Origin of the sequence: Cereibacter johrii (assembly GCF_001720585.1) — a bacterium.
In the GTDB taxonomy this organism is placed as follows: domain Bacteria; phylum Pseudomonadota; class Alphaproteobacteria; order Rhodobacterales; family Rhodobacteraceae; genus Cereibacter_A; species Cereibacter_A johrii.
Genome location: NZ_MABH01000119.1, coordinates 1 through 24,624 on the forward strand (window position 1 = coordinate 1; position 24,624 = coordinate 24,624).

The window sequence follows — 24,624 nt, forward strand, 5'->3', positions numbered from 1 at the left end:
GGGGGGCGGAAAGCCCCCCGCGGGTTCCGCAGGCCCGCCGCTGAACCGTCCGGCGCGCCCGGCAGCCGAACCTATCTCACGAAACCTGCGCGTGCGGTCACCAGTGGCCGGTGTTCGGCATGGAACTCCAGGGCTCGGCCGGAGGCAGGCTGTCGCCCATCTGCAAGAGTTCGATCGAGATATTGTCCGGGCTGCGGACGAAGGCCATGTGGCCGTCGCGCGGCGGACGATTGATCGTGACACCCGCCTCCTGCAGCTTGGCGCACATGCCGTAGATATCCTCGACCGCATAGGCCAGATGGCCGAAATGGCGGCTGTCCGAAGGCAGTCCCTCGTCGCCGTCCCAGTTGTAGGTGAGCTCGACCGGGCACTCCGGCTGGCCCGGCGGGGCCATGAAGACCAGGGGGAAGCGCCCCTTCTCGCTCTCGGTGCGGCGGGTCTCCTCGAGACCGAGAAGGCGGAAGAAGGCGATGCTCTTCTCGAGGTCGAGGACCCGGACCATGGTGTGAAGATATTTGACCTGCATGTTGTCCCTTCCAGCTGGTTTGGCGCGCAAGTTAGCACGCCCGGGCGGAAAGGAAACGGTCGCAGCGGCATCAGGGTCTTGCCCGTTCCTCGGCAATCCCTGCCGCAGGCTCCGGTCGAGGATGGACCGTCCGGCGGCCGTCACCGGGGAAGGGCGCCCGAACGGCCTTGTCTCTGCGGAAGTGATTGTCCCGCGGCGCGTGACTCTGTAGGAACCCCCGGGGGCTCTGCCCCCGGACCCCCGGGATATTTGCGCCAGCGTGAAAGCGCGCGGCAGGGCAGGGAGCAGCATGGCACATCCGGAACAGCAGTATCTCGACCTTCTGGCCCAGACACTGGAGCGGGGCGACCGGCGGGTGGACCGGACCGGGGGGGGAACGCTCTCGCTCTTCGGGGCGATGCTGCGGTTCGACCTGTCCGGCGGACAGGTGCCGATCCTGACCACGAAGCGCGTCTACTGGAAGACGGCGGTGAAGGAGATGCTCTGGTTCCTCACCGGGGGCACCAACATCCGGCCGCTCCTGCAGGAGAATGTCCGGATCTGGAGCGACTGGCCGCTGGCGGCCTACCGGCGGGAGAGCGGCGAGGAGATCTCTCAGGCCGCGTTCGAGCAGCGGATCCTCGAGGATGAGGCGTTCGCCGCACGCTGGGGCGAGCTCGGGCCCGTCTACGGCAAGCAGTGGCGGCGCTGGCTCGGGCCGGACGGGCGCGAGCACGATCAGATTGCGGCCCTGATCGAGACGCTGCGGACCAATCCCTCGAGCCGGCGGATGCTGTTTCACGCCTGGAACGTGGCGGAGGTGGGCCAGATGGCGCTGCCGCCCTGCCACATGGTCTATCAGTATCATGTGACTTCGGACGGGCGGCTCAATGCGCTTCTCTACCAGCGGTCGGTCGACCTTCTGCTCGGGGCGCCGTTCAACTTCGTGGGCGCCGCGGCTCTGCAACTCATGATCGCGCAGCAGGCCGGGCTCGTGCCGGGCGATCTGGTCTGGGTGGGGGGCGACACGCATCTCTACCTGAACCATCTCGATCAGGCGCGCGAGCAGACGGGCCGGGTGCCGCGGGACTGGCCGCGGATGCGTCTCCTGCGGCGGGCGGACAGCATCGACGATTACCGCATCGAGGATTTCGCGGTGGAGGGCTACGATCCCCATCCGGCGATCGCGGCGGAGGTGGCGGTCTGATGCTGACGCTGGTGGTGGCACGGGCGCGGGGCGGGGCGATCGGCCGGGGCGGCACGATCCCCTGGGCCGCGCCGGAGGATCTGGCCTTCTTCCAGCGCGAGACGCTGGGCGGGGCGGTCATCATGGGGCGGCGCACCTGGGAAAGCCTGCCGAAGCGGCCGCTGCCGCGGCGGATGAACATCGTGGTGACCTCGCAGCCGCTGGAAGGCGAGGCGCTCTTCACCTCCTTCGAGGCGGCCATTCCCGCGGCGAAGGCGGCGGGGCATGCGCGGATCTACTCCATCGGCGGGGCGCGCATCTTCTCGGAGCATCTGCCGCTTGCGGATCGTCTCCTCGTGACCGAGGTCGATCTCGAGGTGCCGGACGCGGATACGTTCTTCCCCGCCTTCGATCCGAAGGAGTGGACCCTTGCGGCCCGGATCGAGCTTCGTTCGGCGGCCCCCGCCTGCGTGCTTTACGAATACCTGCGACGGCGTTGATACTGGGGCTCGCTGTTCCGCAGGAGTTCCGCATGAGTCTCGTCCTTCTCGTCCTCGTCACCGGCCTCGTCTTCGCCGGGCTCGACGCGCTGATGCTGTCGCGCGTGATGAAGCCCCTGTTCGAGGCCCATATCGGGCCGCTGATGCTCGAAAGCCCGCGCATGGGGCCGGACGTCCTGTTCTACCTCGGCTATCTGGCGGGGCTGGTCTGGCTGGTCTCCTGGCCCGCGCTGAAGGCCGGGGCGCCGATGCAGGCGCTGGTGGCCGGCGCGGTGCTGGGGGCCGTGGCCTACGGCACCTACGAGCTCACGAGCTACACGATCCTGCGCGACTGGCATCCGACGATGGTGGCGGTGGATCTGGCCTGGGGCACCGTCCTCACCGGCACGTCGGCCTGGGTGGGCGTGACGGTCACACGTTGGATCGCTCCGGTCTGAGAGAGCTTGCGCGGCGGCGCGATTCTGGCATCACTGTGCCCGCACCCCGCGATACGGACCCTCTCCATGATCCTTTACGGCATCTCCACCTGCGACACCTGCAAGAAGGCGCTGAAGGCGCTGGAGGCCGCCGGCCACAGCGTCGAGTTCCGTGACGTCCGGGCGGCCCCCCTCAGCGAGAGCGAGATCTCGGAGCTGGTCACCGAATTCGGGGATGCGATCGTCAATCGCCAGTCGACCACCTGGCGCGGCCTGTCGGACTGGCTGAAGGCCTCGGAGCCGGAGGCGCAGCTGGCGGCCCAGCCGACGCTGATGAAGCGGCCGGTGATCCGCACGGAGGAAGGGCTGTTCCTGGGGTGGGATGCGGGCGTGCAGCGCCGGCTTCTGGGGTGAGAGCAGCCCACGGGGCGGCAGGCTGTCTCGTCGTCACTGCGTCACACGCGCGTGGTTGCCTTACAGCAGCCGCAGATCGCCTGCAGAGGAGCGTCCGTCACGGCCGGACTGCAGTTCGTAACCGATCTTCTGGTTGTCGCTGAGTCCCTTCAGGCCGGCCCGTTCGACCGCCGAGATGTGGACGAATACGTCCTTGCCGCCATCATCGGGGGCGATGAAACCGAAGCCCTTCGTACTGTTGAACCATTTCACGGTGCCCGTCGGCATTCCGTCTCTCCCTTCGTCAGCCTTCACCCGCAGCGTGATTGCCACGGGCCGTGCATCCAGGTTCTCCGCGTATGCCCTGGAAACAGGAAAGCGTCAGAACGTCTGTTATCACGCTCGAAAGGATGCCAAAGCGCCGCCGAAAATCAAGCGGCAAAGGAGAAGGGCCGCAGAACAGCATTTGTCCGGCGGCTGGGCAGATGTCCTGAACCTGGCTTTCGGGCGGACCCTGGCTGGGTATTATGAACGAGTTAAACGCGACTGCGGTCGGATGGCATGGGGCCAATGGACGCGTCGCCTGAGTGGTATCTCCACCCCAACAGGTTGATTATGCACTCCTATTGCGGGAATCCGCAAGAGTGGATGTCAGACCTTCCCGCGCGCGGGCAAAGGGTCTTCCGGTCGGGCAGGGGAGCGGTCCGCCCACGGGCGCGGGCGGGAGCAGGAGGCGCCCGGCGCGGGCAGGATCAGCGTCGGCAGGAGATGAGCAACAACCTGCCGACGCGCCGAGAATCACCCCGGGATCCGGGCATCCGCGGCCAGCTGGTCCACCACCTGATCGAGGCCCATCGATTCCGTCCGCGTCTCGCCGAGGCGCCGGACAGACACCGAGCGCGCCTCGACCTCCTGCATCCCGATGGCAAGGATCACCGGCACCTTGCCCACCGAATGCTCGCGCACCTTGTAGTTGATCTTCTCGTTCCGCGTGTCGGCCTCGGCGCGGACGCCGCGCGCCCGCAGCGCCGCCACCACCTCTGCGACGTAAGCGTCGGCGTCCGAGACGATCGAGGCCACGACCACCTGCCGCGGGGCGAGCCAGAAGGGCAGCTTGCCCGCATAGTTCTCGATCAGGATGCCGATGAAGCGCTCGAACGATCCCAGGATCGCGCGGTGCAGCATGTAGGGCCGGTGCTTGGCGCCGTCCTCGCCGATATATTCCGCGCCGAGGCGGGTGGGCAGGTTCGGGTCAACCTGGAAGGTGCCGCACTGCCACTTCCGCCCGATGGCGTCGGTCAGCTTGAAGTCGAGCTTCGGCCCGTAGAAGGCACCTTCGCCCGGGTCGATCTCATAGGCGGCGCCCACCTTCCGGATCGCATTCTCGAGCGCGGTCTCGACCTTGTCCCAGGCCTCGTCCGAGCCGATGCGGACCTCGGGGCGGGTGGAGAGCTTGATCTCGAAACTGTCGAAGCCGAGATCCTTGTAGACGCTCGACAGCAGTTCGATGAAGGCCGCGCATTCGCTCTCGATCTGGTCTTCGGTGCAGAAGATGTGGGCGTCGTCCTGCACGAAGCCGCGCACGCGCATCAGCCCGTGCATCGAGCCTGACGATTCGTAGCGGTGGCACGAGCCGAACTCGGCCAGCCGCAGCGGCAGGTCGCGGTAGGACTTGAGGCCCTGGTTGTAGACCTGCACATGGCAGGGGCAGTTCATCGGCTTCAGCGCGTTGATGCGCTTTTCCTTGGCATGTTCCTCCTCGACCTCGACGATGAACATGTTCTCCTTGTAGGCCTCCCAGTGGCCCGAGGCCTCCCAGAGCTTGCGATCCACCACCTGCGGGGTGCGGATCTCCTTGTAGCCCGCCTGACGCAGCCGGCCGCGCATGTAATCCTCGAGCGTGCGGTAGATCTGCCAGCCGTTCGGGTGCCAGAACACCATGCCCGGCGCCTCTTCCTGCAGATGGAACAGCTCCATCTCGCGGCCGAGCTTGCGGTGATCGCGCTTGGCGGCCTCTTCCAGCATGTGCAGATAGGCCTTCAGCTCGTCGCGGGTCTTGAAGGCCACGCCATAGATGCGCTGAAGCTGCTTGTTGGCGCTGTCCCCGCGCCAGTAGGCGCCGGCCACCGACATCAGCTTGAAGGCGTCGGCGGGCACCTGACCCGTGTGCTGGAGATGCGGGCCGCGGCAGAGATCCTGCCAGCCGCCGTGCCAGTACATGCGAATCGACTGATCCTCGGGGATGGCCTGCACCAGCTCGACCTTGAAGGGCTCGCCGCGCTCTTCGTAATAGGCGATGGCGCGGGCGCGCTCCCAGAGCTCGGTCTTCACCGCCTCGCGGGCGTTGATGATCTCCTTCATCCGCTTCTCGATGGCGCCGAGATCCTCGGGCGTGAAGGTCTCGTCGCGGTCGAAGTCGTAATACCAGCCGTTCGCCACCACCGGGCCGATGGTGACCTTCACGTCGGGCCACAGCTCCTGCACGGCGCGGGCCATGATGTGGGCAAGATCGTGCCGGATCAGTTCCAGCGCCTGCGCCTCGTCGGCCATCGTGTGGATGGCGATCTTCGCATCCGTCTCGATGGGCCACTGCAGGTCGTAGTGCCGGCCGTCCACGCTGGCCGAGATCGCCTTCTTCCCGAGGCTGGTCGAGATCGAGGCCGCCACTTCGGCAGGGGTGATGCCGGCGGGAAACTCGCGTGCCTTGCCGTCCGGAAATGTGAGGGAAATCTGGGCCATTGCGGCTCTCCTCGTCGGTTTGGCGCCTACGATTGCGCCCGGTTGCGGGTTATGTGCCGCCCGCTTCTGCGCCGCGCCTCCGGGAAAGTCAACGCGCGACGGGTGCCGGAGGTGGCCCGGAGGGCGCGGCTTTGCTAAGCGGAAGGAAAAGGAGGTGCCCATGACCGAGCCCAGTTTTCTCGTGACGCCCGAGGGCCGTCGCATCGCCTACCGGCTGACCGACGGAGAGGGGCCCGCGGTGGTCTTCTGCGGCGGCTTCAAGTCGGACATGGAGGGGACGAAGGCGCTGCATCTGCAGGCGTGGGCCGAACGCACCGGCCGGGCCTTCCTGCGCTTCGACTATTCCGGGCACGGGCAATCGGAGGGCGCCTTCCTCGACGGGTCCATCGGCGACTGGTTCAAGGATGCCCGCGCCGCCTGCGGCCTGCTCGCCGGGCCGCTGCTGCTCGTCGGATCCTCGATGGGGGGCTGGATCTCGCTGCTCCTCGCCCGCGAGATGGGCGCACGGGTGGCGGGCCTCGTCGGCATCGCGGCCGCGCCCGACTTCACCGAGGACAGCATGTGGGGCGGCTTCACCGCGGCGCAGCGCGAGGCGTTGCAGCGGGCGGGGCAGGTGATCCTGCCGTCCGACTATTCCGACGAGCCCTACATCATCACCCGCCGCCTGATCGAGGAGGGGCGCGGGCGCCTCGTGCTGCGCGATCCGCTGGAGCTGGGCTTCCCGGTGCGGCTGCTGCAGGGGACGGCGGATGTGGACGTGCCGCCCTCGGTCGCGCTGCGGCTTCTGGATCATGCGGCGGGGCCCGACATCCGCCTGACGCTGGTCAAGGGCGCCGACCACCGCTTCTCGACGCCGGAGTGCCTGCGGATGATCGAACAGGCGGTCGAGGAGCTGCTGGCGCGCTGACAGCGCAGGGGCGGCGGCGCACGGCTGCGAACGGGCCGCTGCCGGAACGGGAAAGGGCGCCTCGCGGCGCCCTTCCTCTCGTGGCCGGATCAGCCGGCCGCGGCGGCGGCGGGCACGATCTTCGGCTTGGGCTTCGGCGCGTTCGCGTCGATGAAGCTCAGCACCAGCGGGCGGATGTTGAGCCGCCAGCTCTTGCCGGCAAAGATCCCGTAGTGGCCCGCGTCGGGCTCGAGGTGGCTCGCCTTCTTGGACGCGGGCAGGCCCGTGAGCAGCTTCAGCGCGGCGACGCACTGTCCGGGGGCCGAGATGTCGTCCTTCTCGCCCTCGACCGTCTTCACCGCCACATCGGTGATCGCGCCGATATCCACCCGCTTGCCCGCCACGGTGAACTCGTTCTTCGCGATCTCGCGGTTCTTGAAGATGCGCTCCACCGTCGAGAGGTAGAATTCCGCCGTCATGTCCATGACCGCCAGATATTCGTCGTAGAAACGGTTGTGCGCGTCATGGTCCGAGGCCTGCCCGCGGGCCACGCGCACGATCTGTTCCTGGAAGGCCTTGGAATGGCGCTCCATGTTCATGGAGATGAAGCTCTGGAGCTGGAGGAGGCCCGGATAGACCAGCCGCCCGGCGCCCATGTATTTGAAGCCCACGCGCTGGATGGCCAGCTGTTCGAGCTGGCCCATCGTGATGCGGCGGCCGAAGTCGGTGACCTCGGTCGCGGCCGCGTCGGGATCGATCGGGCCGCCGATGAGGGTGAGGGTGCGCGGCTGGGCCGCCGGATCCTCGCCCGCCAGATAGGCGGTGGCGGCCAGCACCAGCGGCGCGGGCTGGCAGACGGCGATCACGTTCGTCTCGGGCCCGAGGGCCCGCATGAAGTCTACGACGTAGAGCGTGTAATCCTCCACGTCGAACTTGCCGGCCGAGACCGGGATGTCGCGCGCATTGTGCCAGTCCGTCACATAGACGTCGCAGTCGGGCAGCAGACTGAGCACGGTCGAGCGCAGGAGCGTGGCATAATGGCCCGACATCGGGGCCACCAGCAGCACCTTGCGCGCCATGGGCTCGCGGCGGCGGACGAAGAACTGGATCAGATTGCCGAAAGGCTTTTCCACCACCGTGCGCACATCGACCAGGTGATCCTGCCCGCCCTCGCCCACGATCGAGCGGATGCCCCAGTCGGGCTTGGCGACCATGCGGGCGAAGCTGCGCTCGGTCACCTCGCCCCAAGCGGCCGTCAGGGCCAGCATCGGATTCATCGAAAGGGCGAACAACGGGTAGGAGGCCATTGCCCTTGCGGTTGCGCCCAGCCACTCGTTGGTGTTGCGCGCACTCTCCATGACGTCATAGGTTGTCATATATTTCATAGGTATCCCTGCCCGGTGGAGGCGCTGTGTTCCTGCAGTTCTCCCCCCAGAGGCAGGCGCACGATGCTGCATGGCAGCATACACAGGGGGGATAAGTCAATATGGCAACCGAAGAGCAGTCTCCGGGTTCCGGCCGTGACGCTCAGTTCGAGCGTCTGAACGCGAATCTCACCCGCATCGACGAACTGTCGAAACGGCTGACGGCCGCTCTCACGAAGCGCAAACTGTCCGACCCCGCGCTGCACGGGCCCTCGAGCGACGTCTTCCTGAAGGCGATGACGGCCTACATGGCCGAGATGATGCAGAACCCGGCCAAGATCCTCGAGCATCAGATCAGTTTCTGGGGCAAGAGCCTGAAACATTACGTCGAGGCGCAGCACCAGCTGGTGAAGGGCGAGCTGAAGCCGCCGCCGGACGTGACGCCGAAGGACCGCCGCTTCTCGAACCCGCTGTGGCAGACGCATCCGTTCTTCAACTATCTCAAGCAGCAGTATCTGATGAACGCCGAGGCGGTTAATCAGGCCGTCGAGGCGCTGGAGCATATCGAGCCTTCCGACAAGAAGCGGGTCGAGTATTTCTCGCGCCAGATCGTCGATCTTTTCTCGCCCACCAACTTCTTCGGCACCAACCCCGACGCGCTCGAACGCGCCATTGCCACCGATGGCGAGAGCCTCGTGCAGGGGCTGGAGAATCTCGTGCGCGACATCGAGGCCAACAAGGGCGATCTGCTCGTCACGCTGGCCGATCCCGAGGCCTTCCAGGTGGGCCAGAACCTCGCCACCACCGAAGGGTCGGTCGTCTACCGTAACCGCATGTTTGAGCTGATCCAGTACAAGCCCACGACCGAGACGGTCCACGAGACGCCGCTCCTGATCTTTCCGCCCTGGATCAACAAGTTCTACATTCTCGATCTCAAGCCGCAGAACTCCCTGCTGAAGTGGCTGGTGGATCAGGGTTTCACGGTCTTCGTCGTCTCCTGGGTGAACCCCGACAAGAGCTATGCCGGCATCGGCATGGACGACTACATCCGCGATGGCTACATGCGCGCCATGGCCGAGGTGCGCTCGATCACCCGGCAGAAGCAGATCAACGCGGTGGGCTACTGCATCGCGGGCACCACGCTGACGCTGACGCTGGCCCACCTGCAGAAGGCGGGCGATCCGTCCGTCCGCTCGGCCACCTTCTTCACCACGCTCACCGACTTTTCGGATCCGGGCGAGGTGGGGGTGTTCCTCAACGACGATTTCGTCGACGGGATCGAGCGGCAGGTGGCGGTGGACGGGATCCTCGACAAGACCTTCATGTCGCGCACCTTCAGCTACCTGCGCTCGAACGACCTGATCTATCAGCCCGCGATCAAGAGCTACATGATGGGAGAGGCGCCCCCCGCCTTCGATCTGCTCTACTGGAACGGAGACGGCACCAACCTGCCGGCGCAGATGGCGGTCGAATATCTGCGCGGCCTCTGCCAGCAGGACCGGCTGGCTGGCGGCACCTTCCCGGTGCTGGGCTCGCCCGTGGGCCTGAAGGATGTGACGCTGCCGGTCTGCGCCATCGCCTGCGAGACCGACCATATCGCGCCGTGGAAGAGCAGCTTCAACGGCTTCCGCCAGTTCGGCTCGACCGACAAGACCTTCATTCTCTCGGAATCGGGCCATGTGGCGGGCATCGTGAACCCGCCCAGCCGCAACAAATACGGCCATTACACCAACGAGGGCCCTCTCGACACACCCGCCGCGTTCCGCGAGGGGGCCGAGTTCCACGCAGGCTCCTGGTGGCCGCGCTGGGGCGCCTGGCTGGCCGAGCGGTCGGGCAAGCAGGTCCCGGCGCGCCAGCCGGGCGATTCGAAACATCCCGAGCTCGCACCGGCGCCGGGATCCTATGTGGCGACGCCGGGCGGGGCGGATGCCGCCAAGCTCGCTGCAAGGTGAGGGGTGTCGAGCCAAAACGGGAAAATGCTGCGCTGCAGAATTACCGGTTGATTTTCTGCGGCGCAGCATTTATATCCTTGTCACAGGATAACCGGGCATGAGCCCGCTCGCAGGAGACAAGGCAATGACCAAGACCCCCGACTTCAGCAAAGTGATGCAGGACATGATGGCGGCGTTCCCGGTGGACGCCTCGGCGATGCAGAACGCGTTCAAGACCCAGGCCGCGATGGCCGAGAAGATGTCGAAGGTGACCCTCGAGGCCGCCGAGAAATCGACCGAGATCACCGCGAAATGGGCCAAGGACACGATCGCGCGCTTCGGCGACCTCGCCAAGGCCAAGTCCGAGCCGACCGAATACACCAAGGCCGCGACGGATTTCGCTTCGGCCGCCGCCGAGATGGCCGCCGAGAACCTCGCCGCCTTCGCGGAAGTGGCCAAGAAGGTGCAGATGGAAACGGTCGAGCTGATGCTGGCCGCCGGCAAGGACATGCAGGACGACGCGACCGCCGCCGTCAAGAAGGCCACGACCGACGTGACCACGGCCGCCAAGAAAGCCACCGCTCCGGCGAAGTGAGCCGGGGCCGCGCGTCCAACATCCTCCCAGGGCGGATGCGCGGGGGCGGGCTTTCAGCCCGCCCTTTCTTTTTGATCGACCGTGCCCTAGTCTCTTCTGCAGCCGCAGAAAAACCGACGGGGTGGGTATGGCCGAGACTGACAAGCCGTTGCTGATCAAGCGCTATGCCAGCCGGCGCCTCTACAACACCGAGACCAGCGACTATGTGACGCTCGAGGATATCGCGGGCTTCATCCGCGCCGGTCGCGAGGTGCAGATCATCGATCTGAAGTCCGGCGACGACCTGACCCGGCAATATCTCCTGCAGATCATCGCCGAGCATGAGTCGAAGGGCGACAATGTGCTGCCCTTGGGCGTGCTGACCGATCTCGTGCGCAGCTACACGACCGAGGTCCAGTCGGTCGTGCCGCAGTTCCTCGCCGCCTCGTTCGAGATGCTGCGCTCGGGCCAGTCCAAGATGATGGAAAACTTCACCCAGATGGGCCCGATGGCGGGCGTGCCGGGCTTCGAGGCGATGCGGAAGCAGCAGGAGGCTTTCCTGAAGGCCATGATGGCGCTGCCGGGCTGGAGCGCGGCCATGGCCCCCAAGGAAGAGCCCGCGGCCGAGGCGGGCAGCGCCGAGGAACTGGCGCAGATCCGCAAGCAGCTGGCCGAGCTTCAGAAGAAGCTCTCGAAGCTCTGAACGGGCGCAGATGAAAAAGGGCTCCGCAGGCGACTGCGGAGCCCTTTTCCTTGCGCGGGGCGTCAGGCGACTTCGGCGAAGACCTTCTTCAGCGCGGCGCCCAGCTTCTCGAACATCTCGTCCATCTGGGCTTCCGTCATGATGAAGGGCGGGCAGAGCACGATCGACTGGCCGAGCGGCCGGCAGATCAGACCGTGGTCGGTGCATCTGTTGGCTATCCGCTCCGAGACCGAGAGGTCGCCCGGGAAGGGGGTCTTGGTGGCCTTGTCCTTCACGGCCTCCAGCGCCCCCATCAGCCCCTTGCCGCGCCATTCGCCGATGTTCGGATTCTCGGCCAGATGGGCGAGCCCCGCCTCGAACTTCGGCGTGAGCGCGCGGACATTCTCGGCCAGCCCCTCGTTCATCACCACATCGATCGCCTTCAGCGCGATGGCGCAGCCCACCGGATGGCCGCTCGCGGTGAAACCGTGCGGGAATTCCTCCACCGCTTCCGAAGCGGCCTGCAGCCGGTCGGCCAGCTCCGGCCCGAGGATCACCGCGCCCATCGGGAAGAAGCCCGCGGTGATGTTCTTCGAGCTGATGATCGCGTCGGGCATGAAGCCGTAGGTCTGGCAGCCCCACGTGTTGCCCGTCCGCCCGAAGCCGCAGATCACCTCGTCGGCGATGAGCGGGATGCCGTAGCGCTTCAGCACCGGCTGGATCGCCTGGAAATAGCCTTCGGACGGCGGGATCACCCCGCCGGCGCCCATCACCGGCTCGGCGAAGAAGCCCGCGATCGTATCGGGGCCTTCCTTGATGATGGTGGCCTCGAGCTCGCGCGCGAGCCGCTGGGTGAAGGCGGCCTCGGTCTCGCCCGCCTGCCCGAAGCGCCAGTAATGCGGGCAGCCCACATGGATGAAGCCCGGCAGCGGCAGCCCGAAGAGGCTGTTGTAGGGCTTGCCGGTCATCGAGGCCGAGACGGCGGTCACGCCGTGATAGCTGTTCACGCGGGTGATGATCTTGCGCCGCTCCGGGTGGCCCTCGGCCGCGCCGAGGAACCAGAGCATCTTGACCATCGTGTCGTTCGCCTCGGAGCCGGAGTTGGTGTAGAAGACCCGGCCCCGCGCGAAGGGCGAGGCCTCGACCAGCTTCTCGCTCAGCATGACCGTCTGGTCCGACATCCGCCCGAAGAAGGCGTGATAGCCGGGGAAGCGCTCGTATTGCGCCTTGGCGGCCTCGATCAGCCCCGGATGATCGAAGCCCGCCACCATGTTCCAGAGGCCCGAGTTCGCGTCGAGATAGGCGCGCCCGTGGACGTCGTAGATATAGGGCCCCTTGCCGTGGGTCAGCACCACCGTCCCGCGCTGGTGCACCGAGGGCAGATCGGTGAAGCCGTAGAAGGAAGAGGCGTCGGCCCGCGACTCCCAGGAATTCGGCGCATCGTCACGCATGTCAAACACTCCCTGAAGGATGATCGGAGAAGGCTAGCGGCCGCTTTGGGCGGGTTCAACACCCGAGGCCGATCCTTCGAAAGAGACTGTCCTGCCTCGAAGATCCTTGCGGCGCGATGGCACGCCGAGACAGCTTCTCCCAAGTCCCAAGTCCCAAGTCCCAAGTCCCAAGTCCCAAGTCCCAAGTCCCAAGTCCCAAGTCCCAAGTCCCAAGTCCCAAGTCCCAAATCCCAAGTCCCAAGTCCCAAGTCCCGCCACCTTACAAGCCCGGTGCTCCTGCAGGTACCAGGAGCCGGCCCCGCCTCCCATTCACTCTGGAAAAATATCCTCGGGGGGTCCGGGGGGCAGACAGCCCCCGGCCGGTCCACCCGCGCGCGCTATCAGATCCCGAGCCGGTCCCGCATCGCATACCAGCTCATCGCGAGCACCAGCATCGGCCAGCGCAGTGCCGCCCCGCCGGGAAAGCGCGGCTGGGGCAGCGAGGCCATCAGGTCGAACCGTTCGGCCTGACCCGCCACCGCCTCGGCCATCAGCCGCCCCGCGAGCGTCGCCATCGCCACGCCGTGGCCCGAATAGCCCGAGGCCGACAGGACATTGGGCGCCACCCGGGCGAAGCAGGGCAGGCGGTTCATGGTGATGGCGAGCGTGCCGCCCCAGGCATGGGTGATCGGCACATCCCGGAGCTGCGGATAGACCTCGAGCATCGGCTTCAGCACGGTGCGCGCGATGTCCGGGAAGCGGTAGCCGTAGCTCTCGCCGCCGCCGAAGAGAAGCCGCCCGTCCTCGGACAGGCGCCAGTAGTTCACGACGAAGCGCGTGTCGGCGACGGCCACCGGCTCGGAGAGCACATCGGCCGCCCGCGCCCCGAGCGGCTCGGTCGCCAGGATGAAATTGTTGATGGGCATCACCCGCGCCGCCACTGAAGGGTCGAGCCGGCCCAGATAGCCGTTCGCGCCGAGCACCACCCAGCGCGCCCGCACGCGGCCCTGTTCCGTCTCGACGACGGGCTCCGCTCCATGAACGATCCGGGTCGCGATGCTGCGCTCGTGCAGGCGGACGCCGGCCGCTGCGCAGGCCCGCGCGAGGCCGATCGCGAAGTTCAGCGGATGGAGATGGCCCGCGCCGCGGTCGATGTCGCCGCCCACATAGGCCTCCGAGCCGATCAGCCGGCGGATGCCGTCGCGGTCGAGCGGCTCGATCCGGTCATAGCCGTAATCGCGGGCGAGCTTCTCGGCATAAGCGTGGGAATGGGCCACTTCCGAGGCCTTGCGGCAGGCATGGGCAATGCCCGGATGGAAGGTCACGGGCATGTCGTGGCGCGCGATCAGCCCGCGCACGAGCGCCTTTGCCTCCTCGCCCAGTTCCCAGAGCTTGCGCGCATCCCCGAGGCCCACCATTGCCTCGAGCTCTTCCTGTTCGAGCCGCTGACCCGAGCCCACCTGTCCGCCGTTGCGCCCCGAGGCGCCGAAGCCCATCCGGTGGGCCTCGAGAAGCAACACCGAATAGCCGCGCTCCGCCAGATGCAGCGCGGTGGAGAGCCCGGTATAGCCTCCGCCCACCACGCAGACATCGGCGCGCACCTCGCCCGCGAGCGCGGGGAAGGGGGCAAGCTCCGCCGCCGTCTCGGCGTACCACGAGCGGGGATATTCCCCCGGCCGGTCATTGGCATAGAGCAGGTTCATACGTTCAGCAGCAGATGCTCGCGCTCCCACGGGCTGATGACCTGCAGGAACTCCTTGTATTCGTTGCGCTTGACCGAGTCGTAGACGCCGCAGAACTCGGGTCCCAGCACGTCGCGCAGGGCCGCGTCCTCCTCGAGCAGGTCGAGCGCATCGCCGAGGTTGTAGGGCAGGTCCGTCTCGGACATGTAGGCATCGCCCGTGCATTCGGGCTGCGGCATCTTCCTTTCCTTCAGCCCCAGATAGCCGCAGGCGAGCGAGGCCGCGAGCCCGAGGTAGGGGTTGCAGTCCATGCCGGCCAGCCGGTTCTCGAGCCGCCGCGCCTCGGGCCCCGAGATCGGCACGCGCAGCCCGGTCGTGCGGTTGTCGCGTCCCCATTCGAGGTTGATGGGCGCCGCGAAGTCCGGGACGTAGCGGCGGTAGCTGTTGACGTAGGGCGCGAGCAGCGCGACTGCCGCGGGCAGGTGCGTCTGCATGCCTGCGATGAAATGGAGGAAGGCCTCGGTCTCGCCTCCCTTGGCATCCGAGAAGATGTTGAGCTTGGTCGCGGTGTCGACGACCGAATGGTGGATGTGCATGGCCGAGCCCGGCTCGCCCTCGATGGGCTTGGCCATGAAGGTCGCGAAACAGTCGTGGCGCAGCGCGGCCTCGCGGATCAGCCGCTTGAAGAAGAAGATCTGGTCGGCCAGCGCCACCGGATCGCCATGGGCGAGGTTGATCTCGACCTGACCCGCGCCGCCCTCCTGCAGGATGCCGTCGATCTCGAAGCCCTGCGCCTCGGCGAAGTCGTAGATGTCGTCGATGACCTTGCCGTATTCGTCCACGGCCGACATGGAATAGGCCTGCTTGGCCGCCGCGCGGCGGCCCGTCCGGCCCATCGGCGGCATGACCGGCATGTTGGGGTCGATGTTGCGCGCGACGAGGAAGAACTCCATCTCCGGCGCCACGATCGGCGTCCAGCCTTCCGCATTGTACAGCTCGACCACCCGCCGCAGCACGTTGCGCGGCGAGACGGGCACCGGGCGGCCCTGCTGGTCCACCGCATCGTGGATCACCTGCAGCGTGACATCGGCCGTCCAGGGGGCGGCGGTCGCGGTGGAATAGTCCGGGATCAGGATCATGTCGGGCTCGGTGAAGGCGCCCGAGGGATTGTCGGCCCATTCGCCGGTGATGGTCTGCAGGAAGATCGAGTTCGGCAGGAAGAAGCTCGTCTGCTTGCCGAACTTGAAGGCGGGCATGGCCTTGCCGCGCGCCACACCGGCGATGTCGGAGAGGATGCACTCCACTTCGTCCACCCGGCGGTCCGCGATGTAGGCGCGGGCGGCCTCGGGAAGTCTGTCGGTCCAGTCGGACATGGAACTATCTAGCCTGATTGAAGAACTGGGCGATGCGATCCGCGAGCCGGCCCGCATCGTTGGGTTGTCCGAGCCGCTCCTCGGCGGCGCGGAGCCGGTCGTCGGGCACCACGCCGGGGCCGCGGGTGCGCATGAGCCCCTCGACGAAATCGTCGCGGAACTCGGGATGAGCCTGCACGGTGAAGGCGTAATCTCCGTAAAGGAGGGCCGCATTCTCGCAGAAACTGTTGCTGGCGATCACCTCGGCCCCGTCGGGCGGCTCGATCACCTGGTCGCGGTGCCAGGCGTTCAGCACGATCCGGTCGCCGCCGAAGTCGTAGGCGGTGGGGCCCACGGCCCAGCCCTTGTCGGACCGCTCCACCCGGCCGCCGAGCGCCTGCGCCACGATCTGGTGGCCGAAGCAGATGCCCACCAGCGGCACCCGCTCCTCCCGCGCCGCGCGGATGAAGGCCTCGAGCGGCGGGATGAAGGCGTGCTCCTCGTAGACGCCATGGCGCGAGCCGGTGATGAGCCAGCCGTCGCAGTCGTGGACGCTCGCGGGGAAGTCCATGTCGAGCACGCGGTAGGTGCGGAATGCGAACCCTTTCCCGTCGAGCAGGCGACGGAACATGTCGGGATAGTCCCCCATCTCAGCGGAGAGGACGTCGGGCGCTTCGCCCGTCTGCAGGATGCCGATCAGCATGAATTGTCCGAATTGTCTGGGCCGGAGAGTAACCCCGGCCCGGGTCAGGCGGCAAGAGGTCAGACGGTATCGAGGTAGAGCTCGACCTGTTCCTCGGGCGAGAGCTCGGCCAGATAATGCAGTTCCTGCCGCTTCGTCAGGACATAGTTACGGATGAGCTCGCGCGGAAGGATTCGCGGCATGATTGCCGAATTTTCGAAGGACTGGATCGCGGCTTCCCAGCTCGGGGGGATCTGCGGCAGGTCCTCGAGGGCATAGGCGTTGCCCATGATGGCCTGCGGCGGCTCCTCCTGATCCTCGATGCCGGTCAGGGCCGCGCCGAGGATGGTGGCGACGAGGAGATAGGGGTTCACGTCGCCGCCCGCCACGCGGTGCTCGATCCGCCGCGCGGCCGGGTTGCCCGCGGGGATCCGCACGGCGGTGGTGCGGTTCTCGTAGCCCCAGGAGATGGCGGTGGGGGCATGCATCCCGGGCACCAGCCGGTCGTAGCTGTTGGCATGGGGCGCGAAGACGAGCGTGCTGTCGTGCATCGCGTTCAGGCAGCCCGCCACCGCGTGCCGCATCATCGCGGTGCCGGTGGGCCCGCCGTTGTCGAAGACATTCCGGCCCTGCGCGTCGAGCACCGAGAAATGCATGTGCAGGCCAGAGCCCGAATATTCCGGGTAGGGCTTGGCCATGAAGCTTGCGGCGAAGCCGTGCCTCCGGGCGAGGCCCTTGACCAGCAGCTTGAAGAACCAGGCGTCGTCGGCGGCCCGCAGGGCATCGTCGCAATGCATCAGGTTCACCTCGAACTGGCCGAGGCCGGTCTCCGACGTGGCCGTGTCCGCGGGAATGTCCATCTCTTCGCAGGCGTCGTAGAGGTCGGTGAAGAAGGTGTCGAAGGCGTCGAGCGCACGGATCGAGAGCGCCTCGGCGGCCTTCCTGCGCTTGCCCGACCGCGGCGAGGGCGGCACCTGCAGCGTCTTGCCGCTGTCGTCGATCAGGAAGAACTCGAGCTCGACGGCCACGACAGGCGTCAGGCCGCGCGCCTTGTAACGGTCGAGCACGGCGCGCAGCGCGTGGCGCGGATCGCCCTCGTAGGGGCGACCGTCCTCGCGGAACATCCAGATCGGCAGCAGCGCGGTCGGCGCCTCGAGCCAGGGCATCGGCATGAAGCCGCGCTCGGTCGGGCGCAGGATCCCGTCGGCATCGCCCTGCTCGAAGACGAGCGGGCTGTCGTCGATGTCCTCGCCCCAGATGTCGAGGTTGAGCACCGAGAACGGAAAGCGCGTGCCGTCCTTCACGACCTTGTCGGCGAAGCGGGCGGGGATGCGCTTGCCCCGCGCCTGCCCGTTGAGATCCGCGGCCGCGACACGGATCGTGCGGACCTGGGGATGCTTTCTCAGCCAGTCTTTCATCAAGTCACCTGATGATCTGCGGCCTGACCCTCAGTCGCGGCCGGCGGGCCTGCGGAACGTGGCGGGTCAGCCTCCGGTTCATCAGCCCGAAGAGCCAGATCACGAGAAGTGTGAGGCAGATGAAATAGAAGGCCACGATGGGGTAAGGCACGAAGGGGTTGAACGTCTTGTCGGCGAAATAGTTGGCATAGTAGAGCGCGTCGCCGCGCTGCTGGAAGGCGGGAAAGCCCGAGAAGAAGACGAGCGTCGTCGCGTGAAAGAGGAAGATCGCCTCGTTGGTATAGGCGGGCCAGGCGAGGCGCAGCATGGTCGGCCACTGGATGCGGCGGAACTTCTTCCAGCCGGACAGGCCATAGGCATCGGCGGCCTCGAGATCGCCCCTGGGGATCGCCATCAGGGCGCCGTGGAAGATCTCGGCCGAATAGGCGGCGGTGTTGAAGAAGAGAACGATCAGCGCCCCGGCCCAGGCCCGCGTGAGCCAGGCGGTCTCGACCGTGATCCCCCAGAGGTCGATGCCCGCCCGCGGCAGCATGACCAGCGCCTCGTAGGCAATGAAGAACTGGATGAAGAGGGGCGAGCCGCGGAAAAGGAAGATGAACCATTCCGCAGGCTTCCGAACGATGGGCGAGGGCGCGGCCTTGGCCACGGCCAGCGCGTTGGCGAGGAAGAAGCCCGCGGCCAGCGCCAGCACGCCGAAATAGATGTTCCAGATCATGCCCGAGCCGATCAGCGTGAACTGCTGGCAGAGCGTGAAGTCGGTGCGCGGCAGAAGCCGCTCGCCCAGGCCCAGCGAGCGCAGCCCGTAGTCGGCGATCGTGTCGATGCAGCTCATGTGGCGGCCTTCCGCTGTGCCTCGCCCGCGGCGGTGGCCTGTCCGAAGCTGAGCCGCCGCGTGAGACGGCCGAGCACGATCTCGGAGACCCGCGTCATGCCGAGGTAGAAGACGAGGAGCGCGAGGAAGTAGTAGAGCCGCCAGTCGGGATGCGGATAGGCATAGAGCGAGGTCTTGGTGCCGCCCAGCTCGCGCGCCCAGTAGACGATGTCCTGCACGCCCAGAAGGAACAGAAGCGGCGTCGCCTTGATGAGGATCATCCAGAGGTTCGAGAGACCCGGCAGCGCGTAGATCCACATCTGCGGCACGAGGATGCGGCGGAAGACCTGCCCGTGGCTCATGCCGTAGCTCTCGGCCGTCTCGAGCTGCGCCTTGGGCACGGCATTCATCGCGCCGGTCAGAACGTTCGACACGAAGGCCCCGAAGACGATGGCGAAGGTCACGACGGCCAGCGCGAAGCCGTAGATCTGGTGCCAGATCTGCGGCGCATTGCCGGCCGGCACCTTGGCCGCGGGGCAGACGCGGAACTCGAGACCCTGCCGGACACGCTCGGTCCAGTCCGGGCAGCGGACCTGATGGACGAGCCATTCGACGCCCTGGTCGAGCGCGATCACGAAGAAGAGGAAGAAGACGATATCCGGGATGCCCCGGACCATGGCCGTGTAGGTGCGCCCCGCGATCGAGAGCGGCCAGACCGGCGAGCGCGCGGCGACAGCGCCCGCGAAGCCGAAGGCCAGCGCCGCTGGGGCCGTGACGGCCAGCAGCACGAGCACGGTGAGGAAGGACCAGTAGAAGGCGATGTGCGACCCCGAGGTGAGGTAGCACAGGAGCCAGCTCAGGCCCTCGAGACTGTTGGGATCGGCGCAGCTTGCGAACATGGGCGGGCGGAGGGCCCCGCGGGGCCCTCCTCCTTTCGATCAGAAGGTCTGGATGTCGTCGCCGAACCACTTCTTGATCATCGCGTTGATCGTGCCATCGTCCTTCATGGACTGGATCGCCGCGTTGAACTTCTCCTTCAGCTCGGTGTCGGACTTGCGCAGGCCCATGCCCACGCCGCCGCCCAGCGGCACGTCCTCGCCCACGAAGGTGAACTCGCCGCTCGATTCGCTGACGAAGGGCACGAGGAAGTCCTTGTCGGCGAAGACCGCATCGGCCTCGCCGTTGCGCACGGCAGCCACCGTCTCCTCGCCGGTGGCGAATTCGAGCAGCGTCGCGCCGCTCTCGGCCACATGCGCCGCCTGGATCGTGCCGGTCTGCGCCGCCACCACGCCGCCCTCGATGTCGGCATCGGCCGAGGTCGAGGCATAGGCCGAGGCCAGCGGCGGGATGTAGTTCTGGGTGAAGTCGATGACCTTCTCCCGCTCCTCGGTGATGCTCATGCCGGCCATGATCGTGTCATAGTTGCCCGACTGCAGGTTCGGCACGATGCTGTCCCAGTCGTTCTTCACCCAGGTGCAGGTGAGGTTCGCCCGCTTGCACAGCTCGTCGCCGAGCTCGCGCTCGTAGCCGTCGATCTCGCCCTTGTCGTTGATGAAGTTGTAGGGAGGGTAGGCGCCCTCGGTGCCCATGCGGACGGTCTGCTGCGCCACGGCCGCTCCGGCGGCCAGCGCCACGAGCGCCGTGGTCAGGATCAGCTTCTTCATTATTATCTCCCGGTCTGTTTGTTGATTGTTGTGTGGGTGTCGTCAGGCGGTGGCGGACAGGAACTGGCGCAGCCGGTCGGTCTGCGGCGCCCCGAAGAGCCGGTCGGGCGGCCCTTCCTCCTCGATCCGCCCCTGATGGAGGAAGATCACATGGTCGGACACGTCGGCCGCCATCCGCATGTCGTGCGTCACGAGCAGCATGGTGCGGCCCTCTTCGGCCAGGGCCTTGATGACACGCACCACCTCCTGCTCGAGCTCGGGGTCGAGCGCCGAGGTCGGCTCGTCGAACAGAAGCGCGCGCGGCTCCATGCAGAGGGCGCGGGCGATCGCGGCGCGCTGTTGCTGGCCCCCCGAGAGCTGCGCGGGATAGGCGTCGCACTTGTCGCCGATGCCCACCTTGGCGAGATAGCGCCGCGCCGCCTCCTCGACCTCGGCGCGCGGGCGGCCGAGCACCGTCACCGGCGCCTCCATGACGTTCTGCAGGATCGTCATGTGGGACCAGAGATTGAACTGCTGGAACACCATCGACAGGTTGGTGCGGATGCGGATCACCTGCGCCTTGTCGGCCGGTTGGCGGGCAAGGCCCTCGCCGCGCCAGCGCACGGCCTCTCCCTCGAAGAGGATCTCGCCGTCCTGACTGTCCTCGAGGAGGTTGGCGCAGCGCAGGAGGGTGGACTTGCCCGAACCGGAAGATCCGATGAGCGAGACGACATGGCCTTTGGGAGCCACCATATCCACGCCCTTGAGAACCTCGAGATTGCCGTAGCTCTTGTGCAGGTTTCGGATCTCGATGACGGGGACGGGGCGCGCGGGGCCTGGGTCTCGGGTCTGGGCGGTCACGACGTCTCGCAAATTGTCACTGCGGAACAAGTAGGGCGCAAATCCCAAGCCAAGGCAAGGCGCATTCGCTGCGACGTCGCGGCGCCTCGCCCGGATTGCGGGCGTTTCAGAGGCTCTGCATGGGCAACAGGCAGAGCGCCCGGCTTTCGGCCGCGGGAAGGGTCAGCCGCGCTCGGCGTGCTGCCGGGCGATGGCGCTTTCCTGATCCGTGAGGCCGAGGAGATTGGCCACCAGTCGCAGCACCTGATCCTCGCCCGCGTCCCGCTCGCCGTCCGCCAGCGCCACCGTCCAGAGCGCCTGCATCAGCGCGAAACGGTCCTCGACCGGCACGGCCTCCTTCAGCGCGCGGGTGAAACGCACCGTATCGGGCGCCTCGGCCTCGAAGGCTTCGGCCTCGCGCCTGAGCTGCTGCGCGGCCTCGGGGCCGAGGCCCCGGCGGTTGGCGAGCACCCGGTCGATCCGGGCGATCTCGGCCTCGTCGTAATGTCCGTCCGCGCGCGCCACGCGCACGAGAAGCGCCGCCAGCGCCAGATCGGCGTCGGGGTCGGGCAGACGGTCGGGGGCGGGCGCCGTCAGGCGGCGGAGGAGACTGTCGAACATGGGAAGGGATATAGAGCGCCGCCAGCGGGCTGCCAAGCGCCGCGCCGGAGGGGCCGTGTCACGTCCCGGCGATCCGCCTCAGCCCTTGAGGCCCGCAAAGAGGGCGGTCAGGCGCCCTGCCTCCGCCTCGCTGCCCCAGGGCGGGTTCACCACGAACATGCCCGATCCGACGAGCCCGTGTCCCTCGCGGGCGGGCGGAAAGCGCACCTCGTGGGCCAGCGCCTCGGGGAACCGTTCGCGAAGCGCGGCCACCATCGGCCGGTGCAGCCCGGAGGTCAGCAGCGGATACCAGAGCGCTATGGTGCCCACGTTCCACTTCCGCGCGAGCGCGGCCATGTGCTTCGGGATCGCGTCGTAGTCCGCCTTCACCTCGAAGCTCGGGTCTATCAGCATGAAGCCGCGCCGGGGCGTGGGCGGCGTCAGCGCCAGCGCGGCGCGGAACCCGTCCTCCTGCCGCAGATGGGCGCCCCAGGGCTCCATCACCCTCGCCAGTTCGCGGTGCTCCTGCGGATGAAGCTCCGCCAGATGCATCGCATCGCCGTCGCGCAGGAAGCCTGCGGCCAGAAGCGGCGAGCCGGGATAGGCGTCGGGGCCGAAGATCGCGCGCTCCTCGCGCAGGCGCCGCCGGTAGGGGTGATCCGCGGGCAGCCGCTCCTCGAGCCGGGCGATGCCTTGCGCGGCCTCGCCGGTCTTCACCGCCTCGGCAGAGCCGAGGTCGTAGAGACCGCGGCCCGCATGGGTTTCGATGTAGGTGAGCGGCTTGTCCTTCTGCACCATGTAGTCGAGCATCGCGCAGAGGAGCGCGTGCTTGTGCACGTCGGCGAGGTTTCCCGCGTGAAAGATGTGCTGGTAGGAGAGCATCAGGATCTCCCGCGCCCGGCCGCCTGCGCCGCGGGGCGGGGCGCAAGGGCCTGCGCCCCGGTCCCCGCGAGGGGGCCGCGATGTGCGCCCGGTCTGCCTCTGGCCTGCTCTGTCATCTGATGCCCCTCGTGAGGCGGCAGCGGCCCGAGGCCGCCCCGCCCGATGGTGCGATCCCTGCGGCCGGTCTCAGACCAGCCGCGAGACCTCGAGCGCGGCACGCACGAAATCGGCGAACAGCGGATGCGGCGCGAAGGGCTTCGACTTGAGCTCGGGGTGGAACTGCACGCCGATGAACCACGGATGGTCCTTGATCTCGACGATCTCGGGCAGCCGTCCGTCCGGGCTCATCCCCGAGAAGGTCAGCCCGCAGCCCTCCAGCGCCTCGCGGTAGCGCACGTCCACCTCGTAGCGGTGGCGGTGGCGTTCCTCGATCTCGGTCGCATGGTAGATCTCGGACACGCGCGAGCCCGCCGCCAGCGTGGCGGTGTAGGCGCCGAGCCGCATCGTGCCGCCCTTGTCGTCGTCGTGCTTGCGCTCGACGATATGGTTGCCTTGGATCCATTCCTTGAGGTGATAGACCACCGGCGTGAACCGCTTCTTGCCCACCTCGTGATCGAACTCCTCGGAGCCCGCATCCTTCACCTGAGCGAGGTTCCGCGCCGCCTCGATCACCGCCATCTGCATCCCCAGACAGATGCCGAGATAGGGGATGCCCTTCTCGCGCGCATATTGCGCCGCGCGGATCTTGCCCTCGGTGCCGCGTTCGCCGAAGCCGCCGGGCACGAGGATGGCGTGGAACCCCTCGAGGAAGGGGCTCGGATCCTCCCGCTCGAAGAGTTCGGCATTGATCCATTCCGCCCGCACGCGGGTCCGGTTCGCCATCCCGCCGTGAGTCAGTGCCTCGGCAATGGATTTGTAGGCATCCTCGAGCTGGGTGTATTTCCCGACGATGGCCACGCGCACCTCGCCCTCGGCATTCTCGAGCCGGTCCATCACATCGACCCAGCGGTCGAGGTTGGGCTTCGGCGCGGGCGAGATCCCGAAGGCGTCGAGCACCGCCTGATCGAGACCCTCGCGGTGATAGGCCAGCGGCGCCTCGTAGATGGTCTTGAGATCGTAGGCCGCGATCACCGCCTCTTTCCGGACATTGCAGAAGAGGGCGATCTTCTCGCGCTCCTTCTCGGGGATCGCGCGCTCGGACCGCAGCAGCAGCACGTCGGGAGCGATGCCGATCGAGCGCAGTTCCTTGACCGAATGCTGGGTGGGCTTCGTCTTCAGCTCGCCCGAGGCCGAGACATAGGGCAGGAGGGTCAGATGGACGAAGATGCACTGGCCGCGCGGCTTGTCCTGCGCGAACTGGCGGATGGCCTCGAAGAAGGGCAGGCCCTCGATATCGCCCACCGTGCCGCCGATCTCGCAGAGCATGAAATCGACCTCATCCTCGCCCACCCGGAGGAAGTCCTTGATCTCGTTGGTGACGTGCGGGATCACCTGAATGGTCTTGCCCAGATAGTCGCCGCGGCGCTCCTTCTCGAGCACGTTGGAATAGATCCGGCCGGACGAGACCGAGTCCGTCTTGCGGGCCGAGACGCCGGTGAAGCGCTCGTAATGGCCGAGGTCGAGGTCGGTCTCGGCGCCGTCGTCGGTCACGAAGACTTCGCCATGTTCGAAGGGCGACATCGTGCCGGGATCGACGTTGAGATAGGGGTCGAGCTTTCTCAGTCTGACCGAGAAGCCCCGCGCCTGCAGCAGGGCGCCGAGCGCCGCCGATGCCAGACCCTTGCCAAGGGAAGACACCCCCCCGCCGGTGATGAAGACGTAGCGTGCCATGCGGTGGGATCTCCCGTGACTGTCGGTTCAAGGTAGTGCGATCGGCTTGCCCGAATCCCACCATCACGGGAGTCGGGATATAGCCTATCGACAAAGAGTCCGCAACTGACGACGGCTAGATGCTGTCGTCAGCGGAATGCGGGACTCAACGGATTGTAGGGTTCAGTTCGCCGTGGCCGGAGCGGGAACGGCGGGCGTCTCGGCGGCGGCCGGAGCCTCCGCAGGAGCGGTCGCTTCGGGCGCCGGAGCGGCAGGCGTCGCGGCCTCATCGGCCGGGG

24 protein-coding genes are annotated in these 24,624 nt (G+C 67.1%); 8 read left to right on the top strand and 16 right to left on the bottom strand.

From position 1 onward, the window contains the following. Positions 1 to 97 precede the first annotated feature (97 nt). Positions 98 to 526, bottom strand: a complete 429-nt coding sequence (locus A9O63_RS09175) for a VOC family protein (RefSeq protein ID WP_069331654.1) — start codon at positions 524 to 526, stop codon at positions 98 to 100. Positions 527 to 815: 289 nt separating this feature from the next. Here A9O63_RS09175 and thyA point away from each other — a divergent pair, with 289 nt between their 5' ends. The 4 genes from thyA to A9O63_RS09195 all read left to right on the top strand — a co-directional run bounded on the left by thyA (position 816) and on the right by A9O63_RS09195 (position 3,021). Beyond that, positions 816 to 1,712: a thymidylate synthase gene (gene thyA / locus A9O63_RS09180; protein ID WP_069331655.1), complete on the top strand. Its 897-nt coding sequence runs from the start codon at positions 816 to 818 to the stop codon at positions 1,710 to 1,712. Beyond that, positions 1,712 to 2,191 (top strand): dihydrofolate reductase, encoded by a 480-nt coding sequence (locus A9O63_RS09185; RefSeq protein WP_069331656.1) that lies wholly within the window; start codon positions 1,712 to 1,714, stop codon positions 2,189 to 2,191. Before thyA ends, A9O63_RS09185 begins: the two co-directional genes overlap by 1 nt. A gap of 32 nt (positions 2,192 to 2,223) precedes the next feature. Then, positions 2,224 to 2,628, top strand: a complete 405-nt coding sequence (locus A9O63_RS09190) for a DUF2177 family protein (RefSeq protein WP_069331657.1) — start codon at positions 2,224 to 2,226, stop codon at positions 2,626 to 2,628. Positions 2,629 to 2,694: 66 nt separating this feature from the next. Then, positions 2,695 to 3,021 carry an arsenate reductase family protein gene (locus A9O63_RS09195; RefSeq protein ID WP_002720551.1) on the top strand — a complete coding sequence of 109 codons (327 nt, stop codon included), beginning with the start codon at positions 2,695 to 2,697 and terminating at the stop codon, positions 3,019 to 3,021. 60 nt (positions 3,022 to 3,081) lie between these two features. On the opposite strand, the gene A9O63_RS09200 is transcribed toward A9O63_RS09195, so the two are convergent. Both A9O63_RS09200 and thrS read right to left on the bottom strand, forming a co-directional pair. Beyond that, positions 3,082 to 3,288 (bottom strand): cold-shock protein, encoded by a 207-nt coding sequence (locus tag A9O63_RS09200; RefSeq protein WP_002720550.1) that lies wholly within the window; start codon positions 3,286 to 3,288, stop codon positions 3,082 to 3,084. Positions 3,289 to 3,798: 510 nt separating this feature from the next. Continuing rightward, on the bottom strand, positions 3,799 to 5,739 hold the full coding sequence (thrS, locus tag A9O63_RS09205; protein ID WP_069331658.1) for a threonine--tRNA ligase: 1,941 nt from the start codon (positions 5,737 to 5,739) through the stop codon (positions 3,799 to 3,801). A 160-nt stretch (positions 5,740 to 5,899) separates the two neighbouring features. On the opposite strand from thrS, the gene A9O63_RS09210 reads away from it, so the two are divergent. Further along, positions 5,900 to 6,646 (top strand): alpha/beta hydrolase, encoded by a 747-nt coding sequence (locus A9O63_RS09210; RefSeq protein ID WP_069331659.1) that lies wholly within the window; start codon positions 5,900 to 5,902, stop codon positions 6,644 to 6,646. Positions 6,647 to 6,735: 89 nt separating this feature from the next. Here the strand turns inward: A9O63_RS09210 and phaZ are convergent, their stop codons facing one another. After that, positions 6,736 to 8,010: a polyhydroxyalkanoate depolymerase gene (gene phaZ, locus A9O63_RS09215; protein WP_069331660.1), complete on the bottom strand. Its 1,275-nt coding sequence runs from the start codon at positions 8,008 to 8,010 to the stop codon at positions 6,736 to 6,738. 101 nt (positions 8,011 to 8,111) lie between these two features. Between phaZ and phaC the strand changes: the two genes are divergently transcribed. From phaC to phaR, 3 genes are all read left to right on the top strand, one after another. Further along, complete coding sequence (phaC, locus tag A9O63_RS09220) at positions 8,112 to 9,941, top strand: class I poly(R)-hydroxyalkanoic acid synthase (RefSeq protein WP_069331661.1); 1,830 nt, start codon at positions 8,112 to 8,114, stop codon at positions 9,939 to 9,941. Positions 9,942 to 10,065: 124 nt separating this feature from the next. Beyond that, entirely contained in the window at positions 10,066 to 10,515 is a 450-nt protein-coding gene (locus tag A9O63_RS09225) for a phasin (protein ID WP_002720545.1), read from the top strand. A gap of 127 nt (positions 10,516 to 10,642) precedes the next feature. Then, positions 10,643 to 11,197: a polyhydroxyalkanoate synthesis repressor PhaR gene (gene phaR / locus A9O63_RS09230; protein ID WP_015920915.1), complete on the top strand. Its 555-nt coding sequence runs from the start codon at positions 10,643 to 10,645 to the stop codon at positions 11,195 to 11,197. 62 nt (positions 11,198 to 11,259) lie between these two features. Here the strand turns inward: phaR and A9O63_RS09235 are convergent, their stop codons facing one another. The 12 genes from A9O63_RS09235 to A9O63_RS09290 all read right to left on the bottom strand — a co-directional run bounded on the left by A9O63_RS09235 (position 11,260) and on the right by A9O63_RS09290 (position 24,346). Beyond that, positions 11,260 to 12,627 (bottom strand): aminotransferase, encoded by a 1,368-nt coding sequence (locus A9O63_RS09235; RefSeq protein WP_069331662.1) that lies wholly within the window; start codon positions 12,625 to 12,627, stop codon positions 11,260 to 11,262. A 380-nt stretch (positions 12,628 to 13,007) separates the two neighbouring features. Beyond that, positions 13,008 to 14,309: an NAD(P)/FAD-dependent oxidoreductase gene (locus A9O63_RS09240; protein ID WP_069331663.1), complete on the bottom strand. Its 1,302-nt coding sequence runs from the start codon at positions 14,307 to 14,309 to the stop codon at positions 13,008 to 13,010. Next, complete coding sequence (locus A9O63_RS09245; RefSeq protein WP_069331664.1) at positions 14,306 to 15,661, bottom strand: glutamine synthetase family protein; 1,356 nt, start codon at positions 15,659 to 15,661, stop codon at positions 14,306 to 14,308. Before A9O63_RS09245 ends, A9O63_RS09240 begins: the two co-directional genes overlap by 4 nt. A 4-nt stretch (positions 15,662 to 15,665) precedes the next feature. After that, the gene (locus A9O63_RS09250; RefSeq protein ID WP_069331665.1) at positions 15,666 to 16,343 is read right to left on the bottom strand and encodes a type 1 glutamine amidotransferase; all 678 of its coding nucleotides are present in this window, start codon (positions 16,341 to 16,343) and stop codon (positions 15,666 to 15,668) included. A gap of 59 nt (positions 16,344 to 16,402) precedes the next feature. Next, on the bottom strand, positions 16,403 to 17,740 hold the full coding sequence (locus A9O63_RS09255; protein WP_069331666.1) for a glutamine synthetase family protein: 1,338 nt from the start codon (positions 17,738 to 17,740) through the stop codon (positions 16,403 to 16,405). Positions 17,741 to 17,744: 4 nt separating this feature from the next. Next, a complete protein-coding gene (locus A9O63_RS09260; protein WP_069331667.1) occupies positions 17,745 to 18,572 on the bottom strand; it encodes an ABC transporter permease in 828 nt (275 codons plus the stop codon). After that, entirely contained in the window at positions 18,569 to 19,450 is an 882-nt protein-coding gene (locus tag A9O63_RS09265) for an ABC transporter permease (protein ID WP_069331668.1), read from the bottom strand. Before A9O63_RS09265 ends, A9O63_RS09260 begins: the two co-directional genes overlap by 4 nt. Before the next feature lie 39 nt (positions 19,451 to 19,489). Further along, positions 19,490 to 20,215: a transporter substrate-binding domain-containing protein gene (locus A9O63_RS09270; protein ID WP_069331669.1), complete on the bottom strand. Its 726-nt coding sequence runs from the start codon at positions 20,213 to 20,215 to the stop codon at positions 19,490 to 19,492. A 42-nt stretch (positions 20,216 to 20,257) separates the two neighbouring features. Beyond that, a complete protein-coding gene (locus tag A9O63_RS09275) occupies positions 20,258 to 21,055 on the bottom strand; it encodes an ABC transporter ATP-binding protein (RefSeq protein WP_069331670.1) in 798 nt (265 codons plus the stop codon). Between the two features lie 162 nt (positions 21,056 to 21,217). Then, positions 21,218 to 21,655 carry a tellurite resistance TerB family protein gene (locus tag A9O63_RS09280; protein ID WP_069331671.1) on the bottom strand — a complete coding sequence of 146 codons (438 nt, stop codon included), beginning with the start codon at positions 21,653 to 21,655 and terminating at the stop codon, positions 21,218 to 21,220. A gap of 78 nt (positions 21,656 to 21,733) precedes the next feature. Beyond that, positions 21,734 to 22,516, bottom strand: a complete 783-nt coding sequence (locus A9O63_RS09285) for a 23S rRNA (adenine(2030)-N(6))-methyltransferase RlmJ (protein WP_069331672.1) — start codon at positions 22,514 to 22,516, stop codon at positions 21,734 to 21,736. Positions 22,517 to 22,702: 186 nt separating this feature from the next. Beyond that, positions 22,703 to 24,346: a CTP synthase gene (locus A9O63_RS09290; protein WP_069331673.1), complete on the bottom strand. Its 1,644-nt coding sequence runs from the start codon at positions 24,344 to 24,346 to the stop codon at positions 22,703 to 22,705. Positions 24,347 to 24,624: the final 278 nt, after the last annotated feature.